Consider the following 24,993-nt stretch of genomic DNA (forward strand, 5'->3'; position numbering starts at 1 on the left):
GACGGCCTGCACGACTTCGGCTCGCAACTCAGGTGGATATATTCTCGGCTTCTTCGCCACGTGCTTCCTTTCCGGACTGTCTCTGACCCTACTTGGGTCCGAGTCCGGAAGGGTCGGGGCACCTCAGTGCGCCGCTCGTACACCGCCTTCGCCAGGGCCATGGACAGCCGGATTTCGCGACGAGCCTCGGCCACGTCCTCCGGCTCGGTGAAACCTGCTGCGAGCTTGCGTTCGCGCAAGGTCTTCCATCGGCTGTAACTCATAGCTCCATCTTCCTTCCTCGTCATAGCCCAGCGCTGGGCGTACGTCACGAAGGCTCAGCGGTTGCCGGCGGTTCGACGCAGACGCACGGCCGGGTCACGAGCGTCCCGGCCTCCTCGTCGACGTGCGCGATCTGCTCGGATCCCAGGCACACACGGCATCCGAGCGTTGTGGAGACCCACGGGTCGGACCACACCTTGTGCTGCCAGGCCGGTCGCGGAGGTGGCGGTGGGCAATCGCCTCGCTCGGCCGGCTCGTTGTCGCCGCCGACCCAGCCACGGCCGCCGCAGAACTGGCACGCGAGGAACAGATCCCCGAGCTGCTGCCCGCGGCGGCCCTGGCATTCCGGGCACGTGATCCGATCCGTCATCTGCGTCCTGTTCCGTTGCAAGCCTTGCACCTGACCCACTTGCGTTCCTTGTCCTTCTGCCCGTTGAGCTCGATCCACTCACCGCCCGCGCCCAGGCACGTGCCGCAGATGGGTGGTGGCTGATCGTCGTCGCCCTTGGCCCTGCTGTGACGCTGCATCGTGGTGATCCCTTCTGATCGGTGGTGCTTCGGATGTACGGCCCTACAACTCCGCCTTCCACGATCTCTGGTGGTTGGCGGCAAGGTCGGCCCACACTCGGGCGGCGTAGGCGTACAGGCCACGGCCGGTTTCCTCCTGTCCGCCAGCCCCGTCGGGGCGCAGGACGAAGTACTGGCCGCCCTCGGAGGCCAGTTCGTACGCGCCGCAGCACGACGTGGCGTGCACCCGTAGCCGCACGCTGCGCGGGGTGAACCGCGTCCACTCGCACATAGGTGGACCACCTCCGGTGGGTGGCGCGGCGGCTGGGCGTGGTCTCGGGCCGCCGCCGCGCCGGCTCATGAGCCCTGGGACCGGCAGGGGCCGCCGGCCTCCCAGGGGATTCGTGGAACCCCGGATCCGCCGCCCGTAGGCGGCAACCGGGCCCGAGGGCTAGCGGAAAGCGGCAGGGCCGATACTGTGCAACAGCTCCACCTGCCGTTGCAGCGCGATCCCAAGGGACACGCCGCTCTTGCGCCGCACGTACTGGACGATCCCGATCTCGGCCATCCGCTGCGTACGCAACTGCCGCAACTCGGCCACCCACCACTCGCCGTCCGCAGCGATGGCCCAGCCGGGATAGGTGCTCTCTAACACCTCCAGCAGCCGCACCGCCCGGCGGTACGCGGCGCCGACCGTCTCCACCATCACGGCCCCCGCGCCCCGGCACGAACGGTGTCGAGCAGAGCCGACTGCCAGGCCAGCGTCGCCGCCAGAGCGATGGCATCCGGCTGCCACACGGTCTCCCAGATCCCGGCCGCCGCCATCTCGACCGTGAACGGCGTACGCAGCATGGCCGTCCACCACACGCGGCCGGCGTCATCGCGCTGCCGATCGATGCTCCAGACCGGGTAGGTGCTGCGCAGCGTGGACAACTGCCGGCCCGCCACGTCGAGCAGCAGCGCCGCCCGCGCCACCACCCGCCGGAGATCGCCGTTCGTGGCCTGGAGATGTTCTTGCAGCTCGCCGCCGGTCATAGGATCACCCGCAGGACATGCGTGATCCGGTCGGCCGTCCCTGAGACGTCGTCGACCGCGCCGATCGCTGGACCCCAGCTCCAGCAGTACACGCCGCCCCGGCAGGCCACGGAGTCGCTGAGCTCCGGGTCGGCCCGGTTACGGACGCGCAGGAACGGACGCTGCTCGGTGCCGCACTGGTCAGCGTGCCAACCGCGGCGTGCTAGTTCGACGCGCAGCAGATCGAGCTGCTCGCGAGCGCCTGTGGCCCTGTCGGTCTCCATGGCTACAGACAGTAAGAAATCCATCACGGTCGTATTCCGCTGGAGCGGAATGGCGTGAACTCAGTGGGGGACGCCCATGCGCGCGGCCATCCCGCGCAGCTCGCGGCCCCCCGCGCTACTGGTCGCCTGCTGCAGGAGAACGGCGACCGTCTCCCGCACGCGGGCGTCGTTTCGGATCCGCTGGGGTGCGACGTTCTCGGCCCGCCGCAGGTAACGAACCGCGAGATCCCGGGTCCCCCGATCGCGCGCCAGGCCCCTCCCGACGTCGGCCAGGAACGATGCCCGCCGCGACCCCACACCCTCCAGCCGGGTCTCGTCCACCCGCTGGGCGAGCTCGGCCACCGCCCGGCCCGACTCCCCAGACTCCACCCCGATGCCGACTCGCCACACTCCCACGTTCGTGGCCGAGAACTGCATCCACGCCGAGGTCGGCCGGTCCGGCACCCGGGCGGCGAGCTCGGCGGCCTCATCCAGCCAGCCGGCCGCTGACGAGTGGTTGTTCATCGCGGCGGCGGAGAGCGACGCCGTCAGGGTGATCATGCCGAGGACCTGAACTCCGACCGGCTCCACCGCATGCGGGGAGAGCGCCGCGGCGGCCCTCTCGGCAGCGGTCAGCGACCTGGCCCAGGACCCGGCCGACCCGACCTTAGGCATGGTCAGCACGGAGACGAACGCAGCCTTGCCCTTCTCCACCGGCTCGTCCAGGCAGGCGGCGGCTTCCCAGGCACGGCGGGCGGCCAAGTGGGCGAGGTCCCCGTAGCCCAGGTTGCTCGCGAGATGGGTCGCGGTCACGCACGCATCGACCATCGCGCGCAGCGCCAGGCCGAGCGCGGCCTCATCGACCGGGTTAGCAGTATGGACGTGCAGCTCGTCGACGACGTCCGGCAGGAGCCCGCCCAGCGCGTCGTAGTCGCACCGCACCCGCATCGTCTCGATGGCGCCCAGCTCGGCCACAAGCTCTGTCAGGGGACGGGCGCGGTCGCAGAGCGGTTGATCCAGGCTGTTGGTCTGCAGCGCCATGCGCAGGTGCGGGATCGCCCCGTGAGGACCGGCCTGGACGGGGTCGGCGGTCAGGTGCGGCCCGCCGACGATGTCGGTCTCGGAGACGCGCAGTGCGGCGGCGAGGCCGGCGATGTATGAGCGCCTGTCGAGCGCCTTACGGCCGCGTTCGATGTCGGACAGGTGAGTCTTGCTCATCCCGGCCTGTCCGGCCAGATCGACCAGGCGCATACCGCGCCAACGCCTCAGGGTTCGCAGTCGGGCCCCGATGGTGGTCTCGTCATACATGAGCCCCAGCACCTCCTGAGCATCTCGTCAACGCCAGGCTAAGGCCAGAAGCTTTTACCGGCCATGGGATGGGCCGCATCTCTCGCCCACGGGTGCGCCGGACGCCAAGAAGCCGCTGCCGGGATGTGTGACTCGGCCCGGTGCCCGCAGGCCACGCATCACCCCTGCCACCGGCCCGCCTGGCAGGACCGCGCCGACACACTGGAGGCGTTCCAGGCCAATGTGCGTTTCCCCGCCGGCGAGAAGCGCCAGCTGCGGCCCGAGCTGGACCGCACGCTCATGGTGCTGGGAAAGATCGACGCCGCCTGCGGCGCGACGAGCGCTGGAGGAGTTCGAGCAGCGCCGGGACCGGCTGCGGGACGCCGAGGAGATCTCCGACCCGCGCGAGGCGCAGATCAAGCGGTTCAAGCAGCAGGTCGCCGAGCTGAAGAGCCGGGTGCAGGATCGGGACGCCGAGCTGGCGAAGCTGCGCGAGTTCAAGATCATAGCGGTGTCCAGGATCGCCGCCCAGCAAAGGAGCTGGAACGGCTACGCCGTAAGCTCAGTCATCCTGGCAGACGCTCGGCCAGCACCCGTGCCCGGGGTTTGTCCCGGCCCGGATGGCAGGGGTTGAGTTTGATCCCTTCCGTGGTCAGCTCCAGGTAGCGAGCCCGGAACCTGGCGATCACGGCGACGTCCAGCCGCTCGGCCCCGGCGCGGATGGCGTGGTTGGCGGTGTGGATCGCCTCCTGCAGGACGGCGAGCAGGCCGCCGGCCCATCCACCGCGGACCGCGTCCGCCTGGTGCACCGGCGAAGATCACGGATGACGTGGGCCAGGCAGAGCTGCACCCCGGCGAGCAAGCTGTCGAGGAAGTGGTAGCCGACATAGTCGTCGCGGACCAGGATGCCGTGAAGCCGGTCAGCAGATCGAACCCCTTGATGGTCTCGTGCCCGCGACTCAGCCCAGCCCCGTACCAGACGACCTTCCCATCGTGCATGCCGTAGATGTAGGCCGTCTTCCCGGCCAGCGAGACCGGGGTCTCATCGGTCCCGGCCACCTCCGCCCGGCGCAGATGCTCCTTGACCTGCTCCTCGAACCCCGCCAGCCGGTCCGACAGCCGAGCGTCGACCTTGGCGACAAACCCGCCTGAGACGTTCAGGTTGAACATCAGTGCCATCAGCAGGGATGTCCGCTCGATGCTGGTGTGCCCGATCTCCGCCAACAGGGCGATCATCGTCTTGACACCCGGTCCGTAGCTCGCCTGCCCCGGCTGGACGCCGTCGGGGGCCGGGGCGATCGTGGTATGCCCGCATCCGCAGTGGCGAACCGGCATCCGGTACTCCACCGTCTGCGGTGTGACCGATGGCAGGTCGGTCACCTGCGCCCGGACGAAACCGCCCGTCCCATCCGCCGAGCCGGTGCCGCCCGCCATGAACGCGCTACCGCATCCGCCGCACGCGCTCGGGCCCGGTATCACCTCCACCCGCGAAGGCGTGGCCGTCATCTCCATCCGCGAGCCCTTGTGCCCGCGCTGCCCGCCCGTCGGGCGTTTGGGGCCGAACACCTCACGCGAGGATTCCTTCTTCTCCTCGGCCCGCTTCTTACGGTTCCACACCTTCTTGGCCGAGGGCGGTGTCCTGGAGTTGCCGGAGTTGAGGTCTAGCCGTTCCCCGCAAGGCCACGACCTCGGCCCGCAACTGCTTGATCAGCTCGTCCTGCTCGCGAATCGCCTGCGCCTGGCGCGCGATCCTTTCATGCGCGGCGGCGAGCTCCGCCTCTCGCTGGGTCAGCAACTCGCGCAGCCTTACGTTGGTGGCGCGGACCTCGGCCACTTCGGCTTGGAGCGCCGTCAACTGCCGCACGATCTCCTCGATCGAGGGCGAGCTCGGCGGGATCGGCTGCTCGGACATGATCGGGGATCATCATGGCCTACATCGGCGAGATCACCAAACCAGCAGCATCAAGAGCATGAACGGTGTGAGTGGATACGCCTGCGCCTCTCATGAGCACCACGTGCGACCGCTTCTCGCTATTGTCACGCCGGCATCGCGGTTGTCATGCTTGTTCCTGCGTGTGAGGCAGAAACCTCCTTCAAGCAAGCACCTCGTACCAAATTAACGCGATTCTTCCGAGTGCTGAGAGGATGATGGCTGCCGAAGCCACGAGAGCCCACCACCGCCGGACTGCGGTGGTGGCTGCTAATGTGAAGCCAACAGCCAGCAGCGCGGCGATAGTGGCACCTATAACGCTGCCAAGGTCGATCGGGTTGTAGCTTCCCGGGTCCGCCGCGCTGTAACTTTCAAGCTTGATCGCGTAACTGAAGAGGACGCAAATCAGGGAGAACGCGTACCCCACGACGGCGACCAGAGCCTTGACGACTCGCATCCGACTCTATATACCCTTCGTTAGATCAGGTTCTAGCAAAAGATAGTTTTACAGCCGAGCAACTGCGCCACTTCGACCCGATTGCTCATCACCCACTCGCCGTATCCCTTACCGCCACTACTGTAGCCGGGATTGTAACTCTGGGCGATGTTCCCCCAAGTCTTGACCCACCGGGATTCGGTGGATGGCCCCACAGGTCCAGGGTTGGCACGCACGTAGGTATCGCGGTGGTCGGAAACGTACTTCGCCGCCATGAATATAGACTGAATAGGATCGGCAAGGCTCTTGAGCAGGAGTCGGGCCTCTGCAGCGTTCAGTGCGTCGGGGTTGTACCCAAACATTTTCGCCGCTGCTCTGATCGATATGTTCAGCGCGCCGAGCGTCGTATCTAGCCACTTGCCTCCTGCAATGAGCGTATTAGGTGCAATAGCGCGAACTCGTTCCGCAAGTTTCTCCAGAGACTCCCATTTCTTGCCGGTCTCGATGAGTGCTATGCCGCCAAGCACTACGGCGGGAATATTGAAGAAGGCAGCGGCTCCCTTGATGACATCCTTAAAATGGCTAACCCAGTCCCGCTTAAATTTGTTCAGCTTGCCCCAGTCCTCGTCCACCTGCCAGGCCGCCCAGTCACTGAAACCCCATTCCGGAGCACCCTTAAGATACTTCTGATACTTCTTGGCAGCGTTCATCAACGCTTTGTGCGAAGGTGAGGCAAAGCAGGAGTCAGGCGTCGGCGGCGGCGTCGTCCGACCGGACCACGAGCACGGGTCGCTAGAATTGGCCGCCAGCACTGTTGAGACGCCGTTCTCCACCACAGCCGCCATCCACGCCTCGAGCACCTGCATCCTGTCGAGAGTCGGCGAGTAGGCCGTCATGAATGCTTCACGGGCTTCGCTGGAAACCTCCCAAAAATCCTGCTCGATATCTTCCGGCACGGGCCTTCCGTTCGGCATGATCTCGTAGTTCAGCCTTGCAAGCTCGTCCATCGAGAAGCCGGGGCCGTAGAGCCAGTCGTAGCCGGGGGCGGTGACGAAGTCGCTCCACCAGCGCGCGTGGGAGTCAGTCTCGTGGCAGATGCTGCCGCTCATGATGCATCCGTTGTAGCCCGGGCCGGCTTCTCTGAGCGAGCCACCCGGCACGATCGCTTCGGTGGCGTGGCCGGTGCGGTCGGTGCCGGTCAGGGGTGAGGCGTTGGCGTAGGCGTAGCGGTTGGCCTGCACGGAGGGGTGGGGGGTGAGGGTCGCGGTGTCGCGACTGGTGAAGGTGCCGGTGCCGGGCTGGTACCAGCGGGCGTGCATGTTGACCTTGCCGGTGTCCGGATCGGTGTACTCGCCCTGGTAACCGAGGCCGGTCTTGGTGCCGGTCTGAGCGGTGACGGCGCCGAACGGGTCGTAGGCGGTGGAGGTCTGCAGGCTGGTGGTGAAGGTGGCGACCAGGTCCCCGTGCAGGTCGCTCAGCGCCGCCACCGCTGCGCCGGCGCCCTCCTTCAGGCCGAGCAGGCCGCCGGCGGCATCTCGGGCGTACGTGGCCTGGACGGCGCCGCCGCTGTCGGCGATGGCGGCCAGGTCGTTGCCGAGGCCGGAGTAGGCGAACGTCTGCTTGGCGGTTCCGCTGACCCGGCTGGTGAGGCGGTCGAGGGCGTCGTAGCTGTAGAGGCTGTCGCCGTCGGCGATGAGCCGGCCGAAGGCGTCGAAGGTGTACTGCGTGGTGGCGCCGGCCTTGGTGCTGGCGGCCAGGGTGCCGCGCGGGGTGTAGGTGTAGTCGGTGCCGTCGCCGGAGGTGAGGCGGTTGCGCTCGTCGTAGGTGAACGTCTTGTCCCCGGCCTTGGTGCGGTTGCCGGCGGCGTCCCACTCATACGCGGTGGTGGAGCCGCCGGGGGCGGTCCACGAGGTCAGGCGGTTGGCGTGGTCGTAGGTGTAGGTGTTGGTGCCCGCACCGGCCGTTCCGGCGGTGGTCTTGGTGGTGAGGTTGTCGTCCTTGTCCCAACCGTAGGCGATCTTGGCGAGCTGGGTGCCGGAGCCGTTCTTCAGCGTCTGGCTCGTGACCCGGTCCAGGTCGTCGTAGCCGATGGTCTGGGTGCTGGCCTGGCCGCTGGTGGCGGTGATGGTCTTCAGGCGGCTGGCCGGGTCGTACCCGTAGGTGAGGGTGCGGCCGGTGACAGGATCGGTGGCGGTGGCGAGGCGGCCGGCCTTGTCCCAGGTGAAGGTGGACGTGCCGGCCGCGTCGGTGCGCTGGGTCGGGTTGCCGAGCTCGTCGTAGCCGTAGGCGGTCTCCTGCGTGGCGCCGCGCGAGACCTTCAGCGGCAGGCCGCGGTCGTTGAAGTCGACGGTGAGATCCCCGGCGGTCGTGGGGCGGCCGGCCAGGTCGTAGCCGAAGGTGCGCTCCGCGGTGGCGGCGCCCCCGCCTGCGCCGGTCTCCTTGGTGAGACGGCCCAGGTGGTCGAAGGTGCGGTCGATGCGCACGCCGCCCGGCTGGATGGTGGCGACCTGGTTGCCGGCCTGGTCGTAGATCTGGGTCCAGGTGCGGTCGGCCGCATCAGGGTGGGTGGTGGTGGACGGCTCGGTCACCGTCTCGACCAGGCCGAGGCTGTTGTAGGTGGTCCAGGTGGCGTTGCCGCGGCCGTCGGTGAGGCGGGTGCGGGCGCCGGTGGCGTCGTAACCGAAGGTCGTGGTGATCGAGGTGTCGGCGGAGACCGGCTCGATGAGCGAGGTGGGACGGCTCAGCGCGTCGAACGTCTGCTTGGTGACGTGTCCCTCGGGTGAGGTGGTGCTGGTCTGGTTGCCTGCCTCATCGTAGCCGTACCCATAGGTACGCAGTACGGTGCCGCCGGCGTCCAGGTCCTTGACCGTGGTCTTGCGTCCGGCCAGGTCGTATTCGGCGGTGGTGGCGTTGCCGTTCGCGTCGGTCGTCTTGGTCAGCCGCCCGGCCAGGTCGTAGGCCATGGTCGTCTGGTTGGTCAGCGGGTCGGTCACCGCCTTGACCTCGCCCGCGGCGTTCACATCGTAGGTCGTGGTCTTGCTGCCGGGGGCGGTCTGCTTGAGCAGCCGGCCCGCGTCGTCGTACTCCATCGTGGTGGTGAAGCTCGTCGTGGCGGGCTTGCGCTCGATCTGCGTGGCGGTGATCTGCCGCCCGAGGTCGTCGTAGGTGGCCTCGCTCCGGGCACCCGTCGGGTCGACGGTCGCCAGTGTCTCCCCGGCCAGGTCGTACTCGCTCACCCACGTGCCCGCCGCCTGGCCCTCAGGGGCGGGGTCGGTGACGCGGACCTGGCGGCCGAGCTTGTCGTAGTCGAAGGTCTTCGTGTAGCCGCGCGGATCGGTGGTGGAGATCAGCTGGCCGGCCTTGTCGTAGGCGTAGGCGGTTGTCGGGGTGACGGCGGTGCCGCCGGGCGGGGTGTAGCTGGGGGCACGCCGGCTGGTCACGCGGCCGGCCTTGTCGAAGGTCGAGGTCACGGTGCGGCCTTCGGCATCCGTCTCGTGAGTCTTGGCGCCGAGGGTGTCGTAGCCGAAGCGCGCGGTGGGGTGCGCGTCATCGGCCGTACCGGCCTTATCTACCTTGACCTGCGGGCCGGTCGCCTCCACCAGGCGGCCCAGCGCGTCATAGCGCATCTCGGTCGTGTAGTCGGCCTTGTCGGCACCGTCCGCGTTGCCGCGCGGATCGGTGGAGGCGACGGCCAGGCCGCGATCGTCGTAGGTGACGGTGGAGACCAGGTCCGTGTCGCCGTTCTCGACGGTCGTCCTGGTGACGAGGTTGGTCTTGTTGTAGGTGAACTCGGTGACCTCGGTGCGGGAGGATCCGGCGCCCGTACGAGCGGTCTTGATCGTGTTGCCGTTGGCGTCGTGGGTGAAGACGGTCTTCCGGTCCAGGTCGCCGGGGTCGAACGTCTGCGAGGTGAGCAGGCCGGCGGCGTCGTAGACGTAGTCGGTCGTCACCTTCCCGCCGCCGGTGACGAGCCTGGTCCGGTGGCCCGCCGCGTCGTAGGTGTGCTCCTCCACGACCACGTTTCTGGCGGTGGTGGAGCCGTTCAGCTTGACGCCGTCGGCGATCTTCTTGGCGAGCAGGTTGTCACCGAAGTACGTGAACGTGGTCTTGCGTCCCATGGCGTCCGACTGCGCGGCCAGGCGGCCACCGGCGTCGTAACCGAACGACTCCAGCACCACGTCCTGGGCCGGCTGGGGGTCGACCGGGCTGCCGGTCCAGCCCTTCAGCGTCTTGGAGGCCAGCTCGCCGCGCGGGCTGTAACCGTATTCGACGACCGCGCCCTTGGCGTCTGTCACCGTTGCGAGGCTGCCGAGGGTGTTCCAGCTCTGGCGGACCACGCCGCCCTCGGGATCGGTGACGGTCTCGACGTGACCGTGGTCGTCGTAGGCGTAGACGGTGGCGCGCTCGGCGTCCCCGCCCGTCAGGTCGGTGACGGTCTCACTGAGCTTGTTGCCGTCCGGGTCATAGGCGTACGTGGTGCGCTTGGTGTGGGTGACGCCGGATACCTCGTTCTTGACGCCCGGCTCGGTCTGCGTCGCCAGTCGCCCCAGTTCGTCGTAGGTGAAGGCGAACTCGACCCCGTCCGGATGGGCCTGCGACACCTCCGACTTCTCCCGCAGCCGGCCCAGCGCGTCGTAGGTCAGCTCCACCTGTAACCCTTCGGGGTCACGCTGCTCGGCCAGGTCACCGGCCGCGGTGTAGCGGTAGGTCCAGGTGTTGCCGCGCGGGTCGGTCTGGGAGGCGATCAGGCCGGGCGGGGTGGTGCCGCCGCCGACCGCCGCTTCTGTGCCGTCGGTGTAGGCGATGCTGACCGAGCGGCCGTCGGGGAAGTCGGTCGTGGCCGGGCTGGTCTGCTTGGTCTGCTCGCCGTGGCTGTTGTACTCCCACGTGGTGGCGTAGGTGTCGTCAGTCGCGGAAGAGGAGCGGCTGTCGCGGAGGCTGGTCCGCCGATCGTTGCGTGGGTCGAACCTGTCGTTCTTGTTCAGGTAGTACGAGGCGTAACTGGTCTGGCACTGATCGGCTCTGCGACAGGTGGTCTGACTGATGGCGTTGCCGCGCTTGTCGTGGCTCTGCCGCGTGGCGTTCCCGTTCGCGTCAACCATCTGCGAGAGGAACCCACCCGTGTCGTACTGGTAACGCGTCTTCTCACCCACCTGATCGGTCTGTTGCACGAGCCGGTAACCCCGCCAGATGTCGTGAACCGTGATCAGCTTTGCGTTGTTCGGGTCGATCACCGTGATCGTTGACGTACCCTTGGCCAGGTCGACGACCGGTTCACCGATCTGCCAGGTACCGCCGTTCTGGTCGGTGTGGATCTTGATGCGATCTGTGGCCGGGTCATAGGTATTGCTCACCCACACCCTGCCTGAGGGGACGGTCACCGTGGTCAGCTTGTTGCGTGCGTCGGATCTGGCCGCCGCGTAGTGCGCCTGAACTTCGGCCTGTGTCAACGCCCGGTCATACAGTGCCGCCTCGTCGAGCTGCCCGTTCAGAGCGAAGTTGCCGTCGCTGCCGGCGGGCATGCGCCAGTTGAGCGGACCAGAGGCGAAGCGCGCGTCCTCCTGCCAGTAGATGTAGCGCGGCGATGACAGGCTGCCGACCAGTTGCCCGTCCAGGTAGAGCCGGTCGGTGCCGTTGTCCGCGGTCAGCACCGCGTGGTGCCATTCACCGTCGTTGACGGTGCCGGTGGTGGTGATCGGCGTGAACAACCGGGTGTCGTCTTCTGTTGCTCGCGCCAGGAACTGAGCACGCAGCTTTCCGTCGGTGCCGATGTACAGGGCCGAGTCCGCGGAACCTGCCAGGCCGGCCGAGAACACCGTTCCGGGCTTGGTGGTCTTGAACCATGCCTCCACTGACGCCTGGCCGGCCAACCGGCCGACCGCGTTGGGCTGCAATTTCATGCCGGCGCTCTTGAAGGCGGCAGAGGCATCGACCGTTCCGGCCAGCGCGCCCGGTTGCCCCAGAGTGGCTGTTGACAGATTCGCCGAGCCCGCACCCCAGCCGAGGTCCGCAGCCGTCCCGGTGCCCGCGGCCTCGTTCAGCCGCCAGTATCCGTACGGTCCCGAGTCCAGGACAACCGTGCGGTAGTTCGAGCCGCTGCCGTACTCGTATCGCGTGCACGCCGGCTCGGGAGAGGGGGTGCACACGGTCGCGAGGCGGTCGGTGTCGTATGCGTACGTCCAGGTCAGCGCCTTGCCGTCGACCGGATCAGTGGACACGCTGGTGACGTGGCCACCGGTCCAGGCGAAACGCAGCGATCGGCCTCCTGCAGCGGTTACCGAGGTGAGTTTGCCCGATGTGTCGTAACTCAGGTCCTGGCCGCGCCCCCGGCTGTCGGTGACCTTGGTCAACCGACCGTTCACATCGAACACGTAGGAGGTAGCGGATTTGTCCATCAGACGCCAACCGCCGCTGCTCAGTTCGGCGAGTGTGGCATACCAGCCGGACGGCGGCTGGTAGGTGCCGTCACCGTTCGCACCGAACCGCAGCACACGACCATCCGGCTGGGTCACCAACAGAGCGGAGTCCTCGCGGACGATCTTCATGTCCCACCGCGTTGACCACCCGACCCCGAACATCCCATTGCTACGAGGATCGAAGGTGTTGTAAGCGCGCACCACTGACAGCGGCGGCCCGGCTACGGCGACCTGTACGTCCGTCATCGTAGTCGTGTAGTTGCCCGTGACCTGATCGAACTCCTGACCGTCGGGCCCACGTGCTGCCAGACGGGAGCTCACCGCCGGCTGGCGCACGCCGGTGGTGAAGTTGCCGACGCTCGAAACCGTCTGCGCCAGCGTGCCGCGGTCCTTGACCGTCACCTGCCAGAAGTACTGCCGGCCCCACTTCAGCTTGCCCGCGGGGACTCGCCAGTAGTGGACGTCGCTCTGAACCTGGGAGGAGAAGCATCCCTTCAGCATCGATCCGTCGTCACAGACCTCGAAGGTGAAGTCCATGCCGTTGGCGCTGTCGGCCTTCACCATGAGCAACGGCGTCAGTGTGTCGGCCAACGTCCAATCCAAGGGTGAGCGCTCTTCGACGACCGGCGAGCAGCATCCGGCATCCAACTGCTCGGCGCGCTGCGTCCCTCGGGGAAGTCGGCGCCCGCTCTGCGGAACCGAGGGCTCGTCGCCCGCCCGTCGCTCCAGAGGTAACGCGCCCTTCGTGGTCCTCCCATCTCCTTCCTTCGACGTCGATGCCGGGGACGTCCGCGTCGCCACCGCCGGCACCAGCGACGGCAGACCTGCCACCGTTCCTGCCATCTGTCTGGGGACTTCGGCTGATCCGACAGCAAGCGGCGCTGCGCCTCCTACGCTCTCCTGGGCCTGAGCCGTACCGGGAACAGCCACCAACTGTCCAGACAGCGTGATGAGGAGAACCCACCCCACCCGGAAAATCGATCGAGCCAGTCCGCTGCGCATCGCCATCCTGAACAATTGATCAACGCCTCGATCCAGGTGTGCGGGCCCTGAGCGTCTTACCTGAGGTCGCCACACCACCAGGCCACATGTGTCGACGGCAGGATGCGGCCCAGCGCTCTCGATCTTGACCGTGGTAACTCTCGATCTTGTCGCCGCGATCTGATATTCAGGAGTTCCAGCTGCTGAAACCCGGTTCAGGCCCGGGGCGGCATCCGCGGATCCTTCGCGCCGAGATCGGCTCGCAGCTGCAGGAGGGCACGTGGAGTATCGGATCCTCGGTCCAGTGGATCTGTGGCGCGACGGGCGTTCTTTCCCCATCGTCGGGCAGAAGCAGCGGACTCTCCTGGCCATCCTTGTGCTCAAGGCCAATCAGGTGGTGTCCCACGACCGGTTGCTGGCCACACTATGGGGGACGGAAATCTCGGTCTCCGGCCGTAAGTTGCTGCACAATCACCTTTGGTCGCTGCGGCGGCTGCTCAGCACTCCGGCTCACCTGTCAGGCACTCCGGCGGGCTATCAGCTCCACGTTCCACCGAACGGTTCCGATCTCGCCCTCTTCACCGCAGGAACGCGTGCGGCACGGACGTCTCTGGCCGCGGGCGACGCTCTTCGGGCGGCCGACCAATTCCGCGAGGTTCTGGCGCTGTGGCGCGGTGCCGCTCTGGCCGGGACGCGAGACGAACTGGTGCTCACGGAGGGCGCCGCGCTGGAAGAGCTTCGCATCGCCGCTCTCGCGAGCCGGATCGACGCCGACCTCGCTTTGGACCGACACACGGACCTCATCAGCGAGCTACGGCATCTGGTCGCGGAACATCCCCTGCAGGAGCGGTTACGTGGTCAGCTGATGACCGCGCTCCACCGCTCGGGGCGAACAGCGGAGGCTCTTGAGGAATACCGGATCGGGCGCCGCCACCTGCGTCAAGAACTTGGCATAGACCCCGGACCTGATCTGAACGCGCTGCATCAGGAACTCCTCACCGCGAAGCCCGTGCAAGCCGGGAAGCCGGGCTCAGTCGTCACTCTGCGTGCTTTGCTGCCTCGCCAGTTGCCGGCCGACATCGTCCGCTTCACCGGCCGCGGCGACAGCCTGCGCGAGCTGGACCGGATTCTGCCCGACGAGCCTTCGGCCGTGACCATTGCCGTCATCACCGGTGCGCCGGGCATCGGCAAGACCGCGCTCGCGACACGCTGGGGGCATCACCACGTGTCCCGGTTCACGGACGGGCAGCTCTACATCGACTTGCATGGCCACTCCCCGGGCGAGCCGGTGACCAGCATGCAGGCTCTGCATCAGCTCCTGTACGGGCTCGGTGTGGCACAGGACGCGATTCCGCACGGAACAGCCGAACGCGAGGCGCTGTACAGGTCGCTCCTGGCGGACCGGCGGCTGCTTCTCGTGCTCGACAACGCCGCCGGCGCCGAACAACTCCGACCGCTCCTACCCGGCTCCTCCCGCTGCAAGGTGGTGGTCACCAGCCGCGACTCTCTTCGCGGACTCACCGCCACCCATGACGTCCACATGTTGACCCTTGATGTGATGTCAGACGACGAGGCGATGGCGTTGTTGACCACCATCCTGGGTGACGAGCGCGTCTCTCATGAGAAGGAGGCCCTAGAGTCGCTGGTCCGCCTCTGCGGGTGCCTGCCGCTCGCCCTCCGCCTCGCGGCAGCGCATCTGCTGGGCCAGCCGAGCCTGTCCATCAGCGACTTCGTCACCGCCTTCGTCGGCCAGGACCGGCTGACCGCACTGGACATCGAAGGTGACCCTCGCGTCGGTGTCCGGCACGCCTTCCGGTTGTCATACGAGGGGCTCGGAGCAACCGCGCGACGGACGTTCCGCATGATGGGCCTGCATCCCGGCCCGAACATCGGCATCGACGAGATCATCGTCATGGCAGGAGAGCCCCGGAACGACATCGGCTCAGCCCTCAACGCGCTCATGAACGCCCACCTGATCTCACGTGACGTCAGCGGACGCTACGTGCTGCACGATCTCGTGTGGCTCTTCGCGCGCGAGCTCAGCGATGCTCATGACAGTGAGCGGCTCCGGCTCAGCGCCTTGTCTCGGCTGTTCGACTGGCTCCTGCACGCCGTCAAGGCGGCGATGAACCACATTTATCCCTCTACGCTCTCCCACACCCTTAGATGTCCGGAACCTGTTCACGAACTGCCGGTGTTCGACGGGTTCGACTCGGCCTCCGCGTGGCTCGAGCTCCGCTACCCCATGCTGTTGTCCACCGTCGACCATGCCGTACGACACGGTTACAACGCCCACGTCTGGCAGCTCGTGGAGCTGCTGGACTACTTCTTCTACCTCAGGAACCGGATCGACGACTGGCTTGCCGGCCTCCGAACGGCGCTGGAGGCGGTACGGCAGGTGAAGGACCAGGACGGTGAAGGGCGCATTCTGAATGCCCTGGGCATGGCCCATCTCATGGCCGGGCACGTGCGGGAAGGCATCGACTACCAGCAGCATGCCCTGGATCTGAGCCGGACGGTTGGAGATCCCATGGGTGAGGCCTATTCGCTCTACCGGATCGGATACAGCCGCCTATGGATAGGAGAGTTCCATCAGGCGATTGCCGACAGTTCGGGGGCGGTCGGCCTGTACCGCCAGTTGCAGAACAAGCGAGGGCAGATCTTGGCGACCGTCGCGCTGGGAATCGCCTACCTTCGCGTCGGGCGTCTGGAGGAGGCGCTGTCCAGCCTCCGTGAATGCCTGGCCTTCGACCGCGCTGACGGCAACCGCAGCGACGAAGGCTACACACTCACGTTGCTCGGAGACGTGTACGACAGCCTGGGCGACTCGGCGATGGCGCTGGATTGCTTCGAACACGCCGTTCGCCTGAACCGGGAGATCGGCCAGTGCAGGTTCGAGGCGAGTGCCCTCAACGGGATCGGCCGGGTCTACCGCGTTCAGGGCCGTCTCGCCGAGTCCCTGGATCTGCATCTGCGGGCACTTGCTCTCATCAGAGAGGGAGGCGACAAGACCGCCGAATGCGAGATCTTGATGGACCTGGGCCGCTGCCACCTTGCGGTTGGAGACGCCCATGAGGCATTGCAGACCTACACCATCGCTCGGGACATAGCCGACGACATCACCGATCCCTACTTACAAGGGCTCGCCCAGGGCGCCCTGGGTGAAGCGCACGACCGCCTCGGACGACGGGATGAGGCCGCATGTCACTTCCGGATGGCGCTCGACATTCTCGCGCCCATGGGCGTCCCCCAAGCCGAGCACATCGCCGAGCGACTGCGCTGACGGGTGGCTGTTGCCTTCCCGAGCGCCCTGAACCCGGCCCTGAAGATCACCTGGATGCTTTTGGACCGAGTTAGACGGATCTGGCGCCCCATCCGGTTCCTGTGATCTGAGTCACATTATGCCGGTAACGGTATGTGGCGAACCGCTAACGGCACTCTAGTCCCATCTATCACAATCCTTCAATACCCTGCGAAAACGTGACGACTCGATCACGAGGCGCGAAAACATCTGACATGTCACGAGAAGGTAACGGCGCCGGGGCGCTATGCCGGATCCTGCAAAGCGGGTTCCACCTGCGGAGATCACCACGCTATGTTCCTTGCTATCCCTTTACTGACGCATGGGACGCAAGTTGCGACCCACGACAGAGCAAGGAGCAGTTCCCTTGAAGCGCATCCTCATCCCCGCCGGTGGCGCAGTTCTGGCTACCGGCCTTCTGGCTGCCGGCCTCGCCGGCAACGCCCAGGCCGCTAGCGACGTCGCCTCCGACCAGATGGCGGCGAGCGCGGCGAACGCCAAGGCCATTGCCCAGTTCTGGGCCGAGAACAACGGCGCTGCTCTCAAGGCCGCCAAGGAGTCCAACGTCTGGGACAAGTCGGACGTCGCCAGGCTGCAGAGCAAGGGCGGCTACAGCTCCGACACCAAGCCCGGGTCGACCGCTCCTATCGGCGAAGAGAAGAAGACCTCCGCCAAGGTCCAGAACGTGAACATGCCGAAGACCATCGGCAAGGTGTTCTTCGTCAACAGCAAGGGCGAGAAGCGGTGGTGCTCCGCCACTTCGATCCAGTCGAAGTACCGCAACCTGGTCGCCACCGCCGGTCACTGCGTGTACGACACGGCCACCAACTCGGACACCATGTCCAAGTGGGTCTTCGTCCCCGGTTACTACCAGGGCAAGTCCCCCTGGGGCATCTACGTGGGCAAGCAGGCCTTCACCCACTACGACTTCGACGTGTACGAGGACTACGACCGCGACTACGCGTTCGTGACCGTCTACAACGGCGTCAAGCTCGGCAGCGGCACGCCCAAGAAGGTCACCAAGGCTGAGTTCGACAAGTACGAGGGCGTCAAGGACGCCAAGGACGTCGAGATCAGCCGCGAGGAGTTCCGTAAGGGCAAGCTCGACCCGACGTCGACCGAGGCGTACTGGGTGAAGAGGGGCTCCGCGCCTGAGGCGAGCGGTCCCGACTACCCCGGCGCCGTGGTCGCCAAGGTCGAGGTCTCCGAGGCCACCTACAAGGCCGCCCGGGTCGGCAAGGGCAACGGCCGCAAGTTCGGTGAGCCCGTCACCGAGATCGTGACCGACCCCCAGGCCGCCGCCTACAAGGCGAACCAGGCCAAGGACCCGGCGAAGTACCCCGCCAAGGTGGTCCAGGACCGCCGCGGCAACTGGACCATCACGCACTACTACGTCCAGCAGTGGCAGAAGCCTGGCTCCGACACGAAGTTCTACAAGACCGTCTTCTACATCATCGAGGGCTTCGCCAAGGACGCGGGGCGTCTCGGTGACAACGTCGGCGGCCAGGGCTTCGCGTGGAACCAGCCGACCGGTAAGTACGTCCGCGTGTTCGGCTACCCGGCCGCTCCTCACCCCGACGGCAACAAGAACTACACCGGCATTACTCCGAAGTGGTGCTACGGCAAGACCACGAAGAAGCTGCAGGGTTCTGCTGCCAAGAAGATCGAGGAGCACATGGCGCTCAAGTGCGCCATGACCGAGGGCGCCGACGGTGGTCCGTGGCTGTACAAGTACAGCAACGCCAAGCGTCTCGGTTACCTGAACGGTGTCATCAGCACCTTCAACGACCAGGACGGCAACGGCCGCGTGGACTACATCTCGTCGCCGTACTTCGACGGCGAGACCAACGTCGTCTACAAGGCCGCCGCGGCCGCGTGGTCCGGCAAGGTTGTCTGAGTGACGGATAGCGACCGGGCTTAGACCGTTCGTATCACCCGTTACAGCGAGGGGCCCGGCATCCTGCCGGGCCCCTTCGCGTTTTCACCGAAGATGAAGGCGCTTTGGACGCATGGCGCGCCCATACGGTGCCATTGATCCAATGTGATCTGCGCCACACCTGCCGCTCGACCCAGACCGGGAGGACATCAGAGTCACGCGAACCACACTTACCACGCGCTTATGTTGATCAGGGCAAATGCCATCAAGGTCGACTTCCTTCAACTCCTGCGCATCAGTCGCCTAAACATCACAGAACGGTCACGCCCGGCCTGTCGCCTGTTTTCCCGTCAAAGCGGCTTCCGGTGAGCAAGATCAACACTGTATGTTCCTGGCTATCCCTTTACTGACGCATGGGACGCAAGAGGCGTTCCACGACAGCGCAAGGAGTTACCGTGAAGCGCATCCTCCTCCCGGCCGGTGGCGCCATTCTGGCCACTGGTCTGCTGGCTGCTGGTCTGGCCAGCACCGCCCAGGCCGACGACACCGTTGCCAGCGACGCTCTGGCCGCGAGCCAGGCCAAGGCGGTCGAGACCCTCGAGTTCTGGACCAAGTCCAACAACGCCGCTCTCCGTGGCGCTGTGGCCTTCAACCCGGACAACCTCGAGGTCACGAAGATCTCCTCCAAGGGCGGCTATACCTCGGACACCAAGCCGGGGTCGACCGCTCCCATCGGCGAGGAGAAGAAGACCACCGTCAAGGTTCAGAACGTGAACCTGCCGAAGACCATCGGTAAGGTCTTCTTCGAGGGCCGCGACGGCAAGCTGTACTGGTGCTCCGGCACCTCGATCCAGTCGACCTACCGCAACCTGGTCGCCACGGCCGGCCACTGCGTGTACGACATCGCCGCCAACGACGAGGTCGTGTCGCGCTGGGTCTTCGTCCCGGGTTACTACCAGGGCAAGGCTCCTTGGGGCGTCTACGTGGGTAAGCAGGCCTTCACCCACTACGACTTCGACGTGTACGAGGACTTCGACCGCGACTACGCGTTCGTCACCGTCTACGACGGCATCGGCGGCGCGATGTACCAGCCGAAGAAGGTCACCAAGGCCGAGTTCGACGCCTACGAGGGCGAGAAGGACGCCAAGGACGTCGAGGTTTCGCAGGAGGAGTTCCGCAAGGGCCGCCTCGACCCGACCAACCAGGACTTCTACTGGGCGCAGAAGGCCAAGGACGCCGAGCCGGCGGGTCCGGACTACCCCGGCGCTGAGGTCACCAAGGTCGAGGTCAAGGAGGCCCAGTACAAGGCCGCTGGCGTTGGCAAGGGCCAGGGTCGCAAGTTCGGCGAGCCCATCGTCGAGAACGTGACCTACAAGGAGGCCGTCGAGTACCTGAACAACAAGGGCCTCGGCACCGTCAAGCTGGACAGGCGCGGCAACTCCACCATCACGCACTACTACGTGCAGTGGTGGGTGAAGCCGGGCTCGGCCAAGAAGTACTTCCGCACGGACTTCTACATCATCCAGCACGCGCTCAAGAGCGTTGGCCGCCTCGGCGACAACGTTGGTGGGCAGGGCTTCGCGTGGAACCAGCCGTCCGGCAAGTACGTCCGTACCTTCGGCTACCCCTACGGCCCGCACCTGGACGGCAACAAGCCGTACACCGGTGTGACGCCGAAGTGGTGCTACGGCAAGACCGCCAAGAAGGCTCTGCTGATCCCGTCCAAGAAGGTCGAGGAGCAGCAGTCCCTGAAGTGCTCCGTGACCGCCGGCTACGACGGTGGCCCCTGGCTGTACAAGTACAGCAACGCCAAGCGTCTCGGCTACGTCAACGGTGTCACCAGCCTCATCGCGGACACCGACGACAACAAGCGCTACGACACGATCACCACGGCCTACTTCGACGGCGAGACCAACGTCGTCTACAAGGCCGCTGCGGCCTCGGCGAGCGGCAAGCTCATCCCGTAGTTCGCTGCGATCGGAACGAAGACTTGTTCGTCGTTCAGTAGCTCAAACCAAAGGGCTCGGCATCCAGCCGGGCCCTTTGGCCTTTTGGTGTAGATCTCGCAACTTTCCCTACCAGAGTGACTGAAGTGTCGATAGGGTCTTTACGTCCTTTTTGACAACTGTGGAGCCTCCCGTGAAGCGCCTGCTCATCCCCCTAGCCGCCGTCGGCCTGAGCGCCGCCGCCCTCGCCGCCCCGGCCAGCGCCGCCCCCAGCTGGTCCAGCGACAACCTCCAGCCCAAGCCCGCCGACGCGTACGGTGCCGCCGCCTTCTGGCTCGACTCCAACGGCGCCGCCCTGCGCAAGGCCACCCAATATCGCCTGGACACCGCGAGCGTGCCCAAGCTGGTCTCCTCCGGAAGCCAGGGCCTCCCCGACGGCAAGCCCGGCATGACAGGTCCGACCACCACCGCCAAGGCCAGCCCGACCAAGAACGTCAACCTGCCCAAGACCATCGGCAAGGTCTTCTTCCTCGACAAGGAAGGCCACTACCGCTGGTGCTCGGCCACCTCCATCCAGTCCAGGAACCGCAACCTGGTCGCCACCGCCGGCCACTGCGTCTTCGCCAACGGCAAGGACGACGCCTACGACAAGTGGATCTTCGTGCCCGGCTACTACCAGGGCAAGGCCCCCTGGGGTGTGTACGTCGGCGCGTACGCCTTCACGGCTTACGACCTGGACACGTACGACGACTACGACGGCGACTTCGCCTTCGTGGCCGTGCATAACGGCTTCACGCTGGGAGGCGAGAAGGAGGTCTCCCACAGGGACTTCAAGGCGTGGGCGGGCGACAAGTGGGTGAAGCCGCGCGAGATCAGCGCCGCGGAGTTCGCCAAGTGCCAGCTCAACCTCGGCGACTGCTGGTCGCAGGGTGCGGACAAGCCGGCCGACCTCGTCGGTCCCGACTACCCCGGCGCCGTCGTGGAGAAGGTCGAGGTCAAGGAGGACGTCTACAAGGCGGCCAAGATCGGCAAGGGCCAGGGCCGCAAGTTCGGCGAGCCCGTCGTGGAGCAGGTGACCAAGGCGGAGCAGGACGCCTACAAGGGTCTCGGCACCAAGGGCAGCGACAAGCTCGGCAACTACACCATCACCCACTACTACACGCAGAAGTGGGTCAAGCCCGGCACCTCGCGTAAGTACTACGAGGCCCACTACATCATCGGCATCGCCAAGGACATGGGCCGGCTCGGTGACGTGGTCGGTGGCCAGGGTGTCGCCTGGAACCAGCCGCTGGGCCAGCAGACCACCGCGTTCGGCTACCCCTCCGCCCCGCACCCCGACGGCGACAAGGCGTTCACCGGCGTGACGCCGAAGTGGTGCGCCGGCAAGACCTCCACCAAGAGCTACCAGGTCAACATGTTCAAGGTGGAGACGCACCAGCTGCTCAAGTGCTCCATGACCGAGGGCGCCGACGGTGGCCCGTGGCTCATCAAGTACAGCAACGCCAAGCGCACCGGCTACGTCAACGGCGTGACCAGCATGTTCCACGACAACGACAAGAACGGCCGGATCGACTACATCAGCTCGGCCATCTTCGACGGTGAGGTGGCCGACGTGTACAACAAGGCCAACTACGCCCAGACCAAGAAGATCGTCGGCCCCCACGGCGAGCTTCTGAAGTAGCCCTCACGACCGGCTGCTGAGGTGAACGGACGGCCCGGGGCGCGCGCAAGGGCTCAAAGGCGCGCGCCCCGGGCCGTCGTGTCTCCGCACTCGCCAGCCCCCGCAGGGGCCGTCAGACCGCGGTGAGCTCGCGTGTACGCTCCCGCAGCAGTTGTACGGGCCGCTCGCTCCGGTACGGCTCCAGCCGCCGCCGCAGGTCGGCCACGTAGGACCGTGACCGCGCCGACTGCAGCTCGCCCGCCAGCGCGAAGGCGTCGCCGGCGGCGGCGCACGCCTCCTCCAGCTCCCCGCACTGCATGAGCCCCGCCGCCAGCAGCGACAGGTTGAACATGCGCCCGCGCACGTAGCGGCCGTCCATGTCGAGCGAGCGCCGGGCCTGGCGGACGGCTCGCTCGCCCTCTCCCAGGTCGCGGAAGCAGTGGGCGAACTTGGCCGACAGGTAGGCCTCGTCGAAGTAGCTGAGCCACGCGGGCTCGTCGGAGGGCCTGCGGGCGTCGAAGGCCTGCTCGGCCGCGTGCAGGGAGACGCCGCAGGCTCGGGCGTCGCCGAGGCCGGCGTGGGCGTGGGCCTCCAGGACCTGGGCGGAGGCGAGCAGGGTGTGGACACCGGCGCGGCGGGCGGACTGCTGGGCGGCCCTGGCCAGGTCGAGGGCGTGGGCCGACTGGCCCATGTAGATGGCCTGGTGCGCCATCCCGGCCAGGATCTCGCCGCCGAGCGTGTGGTCGTCGGCGCCTCTGGCGAGGCGGAGCGCCTGGATGAGGTAGCGCTGGGCGAGGCCGTGCTGCTCCATGTCGTAGGCCATCCAGCCGGCCAGGCGGGTCAGCTCGGCGGCCGCGGCGGCCAGCTGCCTGCCGGTGTCGTCGTCGTACAGGCCGTCCTTGAGCAGCGGCGAGACGGCGGTGTCGAGGTATCTCACCACGGAGGAGCGGACGCGGCCGCTGCCGAAGCGGTTGTCCAGCTCCCCGAACGACCGGGTGACCTCTCGGATGGCGGCCACGTCGGCGCGGCCCACGCGCCGGCTGCCCGTGCCGCCCAGGTGTCCCTCGGATGGGGACGTCAGCCAGCGAACGGCTCCCACGGAGCCCGCTCCTATCGCGAACGTCGAGTCGATCAGGAACCTCCGTCTCTCCACGTCGGCCCGCCACAGCGCCGTCACGGTCGCGATCCCCTCCTGCCACGTGTGCGTGAACTCCTGTCCGAGCGCGAGAGGCGTGAGGCCGGCGGGCATGCCGAGGTCCTCCGCGGTAACCGGCCGGCCGAGTCGCATCGCGAAGATCTCGGTGAGCAGGCCCGGCACGGGATCGCGTGGCCTCTGCCCGCCGATCCAGCGCAGCACCGAACTGTGGTCGTATTTGAGGCCCGGAGTGCCACGCGTAGCTCCCCAATCGTTGAGGCACCTGGCAAGCCCCTTGTGGGAGAAGCCCGCCTCCGCGATGAGCTGCCGGAGCAGTGCGTTCGGCTCGCGTTTCATCGCTCTCCTCATCACAGGAGTGGGCGCCCGTACCCTTACAGAGAGCTACAGTTATATCACCTTACGTAAAGGTTGAGTGCCACTTCCCCAAAGACTTCCTCATGCCATGCGAACGGGGACCTCCCCTACCCGTAGAAGTGCGGGCAAACCGGGAGGTCCCCGTAAAAGGGACACGCAAGAGGAGCCGTCAGCGGCGGGCGACCCCGTCGGCGCGGGCCTGGGCCGCGACGGCGGCCGTCACGGCGGGGGCGACGCGCTCGTCGAAGGGGCTGGGGATGACGTACGTGGCCGACAGGTCGTCGCCGACGACGCCGGCCAGGGCGCGGGCCGCGGCCACCTTCATGTTCTCGGTGATGGCGGAGGCGCGCACGTCGAGGGCGCCCCTGAACACCCCGGGGAAGGCCAGCACGTTGTTGATCTGGTTGGGGAAGTCGGAGCGGCCGGTGGCGACGACCCTGGCGTGCCTGGCGGCCGCCTCGGGGTGGACCTCGGGCGTGGGGTTGGACAGGGCGAAGACGACGGCGTCGGGCGCCATGGAGGCGATGGCGGCCTCCGAGACGGTGGAGCCCGACAGCCCGACGAACACGTCGGCCCCGGCCAGCGCGTCCTCCGTGGAACCGGTGTGGCCAGCGCGGTTGGTGTCGCGGGCGAGGGCCTCCTTGACGGGGTTGAGGCCCTCCCTGCCCGCGTAGATCATGCCCTTGGAGTCGGAGACCGCGATGTCGCCGATGCCGGCCTCCAGCAGGATGCGGGTGACGGCGACGCCGGACGCGCCCGCCCCGGCCACCACGGCGCGCAGGTCGCCGAGCGAGCGGCCGGTCAGGCGGGCGGCGTTCTGGAGGGCGGCCAGCGCGACGATGGCGGTGCCGTGCTGGTCGTCGTGGAAGACCGGGATGTCGAGCCGGGCGCGGAGGCGGTCTTCGACCTCGAAGCAGCGCGGTGCGCTGATGTCCTCGAGGTTGATGCCGCCGAACGACGGCGCGAGGCGCGCGACGGTCTCGACCAGGTCGTCGACGTCGGTGCAGTCGAGGCAGAGCGGCACGGCGTCCACGTTCGCGAACTGCTTGAACAGCAGCGCCTTGCCCTCCATGACCGGCATGGCGGCCGAGGGGCCGATGTCGCCGAGGCCGAGCACGGCGGTGCCGTCGGAGACGACGGCGACCACGTTGGAGACCCAGGTGTAGTCGTCGGCCAGCGCCGGAGTCTCGGCGATGGCGGTGCAGACGCGGGCGACGCCGGGCGTGTAGGCGAGCGAGAGGTCGTCCGCGTCGCGGACGGGAACGGTGGAGCGGACCTCGAGCTTGCCGCCGCGGTGCAGCGCGAAGGCCGGATCGAGATCGAGATCGGCCACGGATGCGGACGTGGCGGATGCGGAAGCGGAAGCAGGTGTGACAGCCACAGCGACCCCTGTAGTCATCGGGAGCGGACGAAACCATCTGCGGAAGAGCGCGAGCGGGCTGGCTTCGGTAGCTGCCAGAATCCCCTCGTCGATCATCCGCGTCGATCATCAAGGAGGGGTACGGGGGTCACCCGTCTCCCCATAGTGCCACATGGTGAGACGGTGTTCGGTGTCGCCGCCGACGCCGTTCCGTTGACGCATCGTTAAATGTCTGATGACGGACC

General features: G+C 66.9%; 16 protein-coding genes and 1 pseudogene. 4 read left to right on the forward strand and 13 right to left on the reverse strand.

The features are described 5' to 3' along the window. Positions 1 to 627: 627 nt before the first annotated feature. The 11 genes and pseudogenes from FH608_RS52265 to FH608_RS48330 form a co-directional block, all read right to left on the reverse strand. A complete protein-coding gene (locus FH608_RS52265) occupies positions 628 to 789 on the reverse strand; it encodes a hypothetical protein (protein ID WP_153264833.1) in 162 nt (53 codons plus the stop codon). A gap of 43 nt (positions 790 to 832) precedes the next feature. Next, complete coding sequence (locus FH608_RS48290) at positions 833 to 1,060, reverse strand: hypothetical protein (protein WP_139637955.1); 228 nt, start codon at positions 1,058 to 1,060, stop codon at positions 833 to 835. 159 nt (positions 1,061 to 1,219) lie between these two features. Then, positions 1,220 to 1,474: a hypothetical protein gene (locus FH608_RS48295; protein WP_139637956.1), complete on the reverse strand. Its 255-nt coding sequence runs from the start codon at positions 1,472 to 1,474 to the stop codon at positions 1,220 to 1,222. Continuing rightward, positions 1,474 to 1,803: a hypothetical protein gene (locus FH608_RS48300; protein WP_139637957.1), complete on the reverse strand. Its 330-nt coding sequence runs from the start codon at positions 1,801 to 1,803 to the stop codon at positions 1,474 to 1,476. The genes FH608_RS48295 and FH608_RS48300 overlap by 1 nt, the downstream gene beginning before the upstream one ends. Further along, positions 1,800 to 2,066 (reverse strand): hypothetical protein, encoded by a 267-nt coding sequence (locus FH608_RS48305; protein ID WP_139637958.1) that lies wholly within the window; start codon positions 2,064 to 2,066, stop codon positions 1,800 to 1,802. The genes FH608_RS48300 and FH608_RS48305 overlap by 4 nt, the downstream gene beginning before the upstream one ends. A gap of 60 nt (positions 2,067 to 2,126) precedes the next feature. Next, positions 2,127 to 3,353 carry a helix-turn-helix domain-containing protein gene (locus tag FH608_RS48310; RefSeq protein WP_139637959.1) on the reverse strand — a complete coding sequence of 409 codons (1,227 nt, stop codon included), beginning with the start codon at positions 3,351 to 3,353 and terminating at the stop codon, positions 2,127 to 2,129. A 545-nt stretch (positions 3,354 to 3,898) separates the two neighbouring features. Next, entirely contained in the window at positions 3,899 to 4,141 is a 243-nt protein-coding gene (locus FH608_RS53580; protein WP_226900563.1) for a hypothetical protein, read from the reverse strand. A 112-nt stretch (positions 4,142 to 4,253) separates the two neighbouring features. After that, positions 4,254 to 4,844, reverse strand: a pseudogene (locus FH608_RS54625) (IS66 family transposase); the annotation flags it as partial. A gap of 91 nt (positions 4,845 to 4,935) precedes the next feature. Further along, on the reverse strand, positions 4,936 to 5,244 hold the full coding sequence (locus tag FH608_RS48320; protein ID WP_139637961.1) for a hypothetical protein: 309 nt from the start codon (positions 5,242 to 5,244) through the stop codon (positions 4,936 to 4,938). 181 nt (positions 5,245 to 5,425) lie between these two features. After that, a complete protein-coding gene (locus FH608_RS48325; RefSeq protein WP_139637962.1) occupies positions 5,426 to 5,719 on the reverse strand; it encodes a hypothetical protein in 294 nt (97 codons plus the stop codon). A gap of 32 nt (positions 5,720 to 5,751) precedes the next feature. Beyond that, the gene (locus tag FH608_RS48330) at positions 5,752 to 13,122 is read right to left on the reverse strand and encodes a LamG-like jellyroll fold domain-containing protein (protein WP_193319053.1); all 7,371 of its coding nucleotides are present in this window, start codon (positions 13,120 to 13,122) and stop codon (positions 5,752 to 5,754) included. A gap of 253 nt (positions 13,123 to 13,375) precedes the next feature. On the opposite strand from FH608_RS48330, the gene FH608_RS48335 reads away from it, so the two are divergent. The 4 genes from FH608_RS48335 (at position 13,376) to FH608_RS48350 (ending at position 21,899) form a co-directional block, all read left to right on the forward strand. Beyond that, positions 13,376 to 16,378: an AfsR/SARP family transcriptional regulator gene (locus FH608_RS48335; protein ID WP_139637964.1), complete on the forward strand. Its 3,003-nt coding sequence runs from the start codon at positions 13,376 to 13,378 to the stop codon at positions 16,376 to 16,378. Positions 16,379 to 16,763: 385 nt separating this feature from the next. Further along, complete coding sequence (locus FH608_RS48340; protein WP_139637965.1) at positions 16,764 to 18,293, forward strand: trypsin-like serine peptidase; 1,530 nt, start codon at positions 16,764 to 16,766, stop codon at positions 18,291 to 18,293. A gap of 434 nt (positions 18,294 to 18,727) precedes the next feature. Next, a complete protein-coding gene (locus tag FH608_RS48345) occupies positions 18,728 to 20,239 on the forward strand; it encodes a trypsin-like serine peptidase (protein WP_139637966.1) in 1,512 nt (503 codons plus the stop codon). Positions 20,240 to 20,411: 172 nt separating this feature from the next. Then, positions 20,412 to 21,899, forward strand: a complete 1,488-nt coding sequence (locus FH608_RS48350) for a trypsin-like serine peptidase (protein WP_139637967.1) — start codon at positions 20,412 to 20,414, stop codon at positions 21,897 to 21,899. A 112-nt stretch (positions 21,900 to 22,011) separates the two neighbouring features. On the opposite strand, the gene FH608_RS48355 is transcribed toward FH608_RS48350, so the two are convergent. Together FH608_RS48355 and FH608_RS48360 are read right to left on the reverse strand one after the other, a co-directional pair. Continuing rightward, complete coding sequence (locus tag FH608_RS48355; RefSeq protein ID WP_193319054.1) at positions 22,012 to 23,370, reverse strand: hypothetical protein; 1,359 nt, start codon at positions 23,368 to 23,370, stop codon at positions 22,012 to 22,014. A gap of 187 nt (positions 23,371 to 23,557) precedes the next feature. Next, the gene (locus tag FH608_RS48360) at positions 23,558 to 24,769 is read right to left on the reverse strand and encodes an NAD(P)-dependent malic enzyme (RefSeq protein ID WP_193319055.1); all 1,212 of its coding nucleotides are present in this window, start codon (positions 24,767 to 24,769) and stop codon (positions 23,558 to 23,560) included. Between the last annotated feature and the right edge of the window lie 224 nt (positions 24,770 to 24,993).

The organism is Nonomuraea phyllanthi, assembly GCF_006334985.2.
In the GTDB taxonomy this organism is placed as follows: domain Bacteria; phylum Actinomycetota; class Actinomycetes; order Streptosporangiales; family Streptosporangiaceae; genus Nonomuraea; species Nonomuraea phyllanthi.

Coding starts and splice junctions, on each gene's coding strand:
- FH608_RS48325 (WP_139637962.1), bottom strand. CDS start 5,719: ATGCGAGTCGTCAAGGCTCTGGTCGCCGTCGTGGGGTACGCGTTCTCC.
- FH608_RS48305 (WP_139637958.1), bottom strand. CDS start 2,066: ATGGAGACCGACAGGGCCACAGGCGCTCGCGAGCAGCTCGATCTGCTG.
- FH608_RS48310 (WP_139637959.1), bottom strand. CDS start 3,353: ATGTATGACGAGACCACCATCGGGGCCCGACTGCGAACCCTGAGGCGT.
- FH608_RS48320 (WP_139637961.1), bottom strand. CDS start 5,244: ATGTCCGAGCAGCCGATCCCGCCGAGCTCGCCCTCGATCGAGGAGATC.
- FH608_RS48300 (WP_139637957.1), bottom strand. CDS start 1,803: ATGACCGGCGGCGAGCTGCAAGAACATCTCCAGGCCACGAACGGCGAT.
- FH608_RS48330 (WP_193319053.1), bottom strand. CDS start 13,122: ATGGCGATGCGCAGCGGACTGGCTCGATCGATTTTCCGGGTGGGGTGG.
- FH608_RS52265 (WP_153264833.1), bottom strand. CDS start 789: ATGCAGCGTCACAGCAGGGCCAAGGGCGACGACGATCAGCCACCACCC.
- FH608_RS48355 (WP_193319054.1), bottom strand. CDS start 23,370: ATGAAACGCGAGCCGAACGCACTGCTCCGGCAGCTCATCGCGGAGGCG.
- FH608_RS48295 (WP_139637956.1), bottom strand. CDS start 1,474: ATGGTGGAGACGGTCGGCGCCGCGTACCGCCGGGCGGTGCGGCTGCTG.
- FH608_RS48290 (WP_139637955.1), bottom strand. CDS start 1,060: ATGTGCGAGTGGACGCGGTTCACCCCGCGCAGCGTGCGGCTACGGGTG.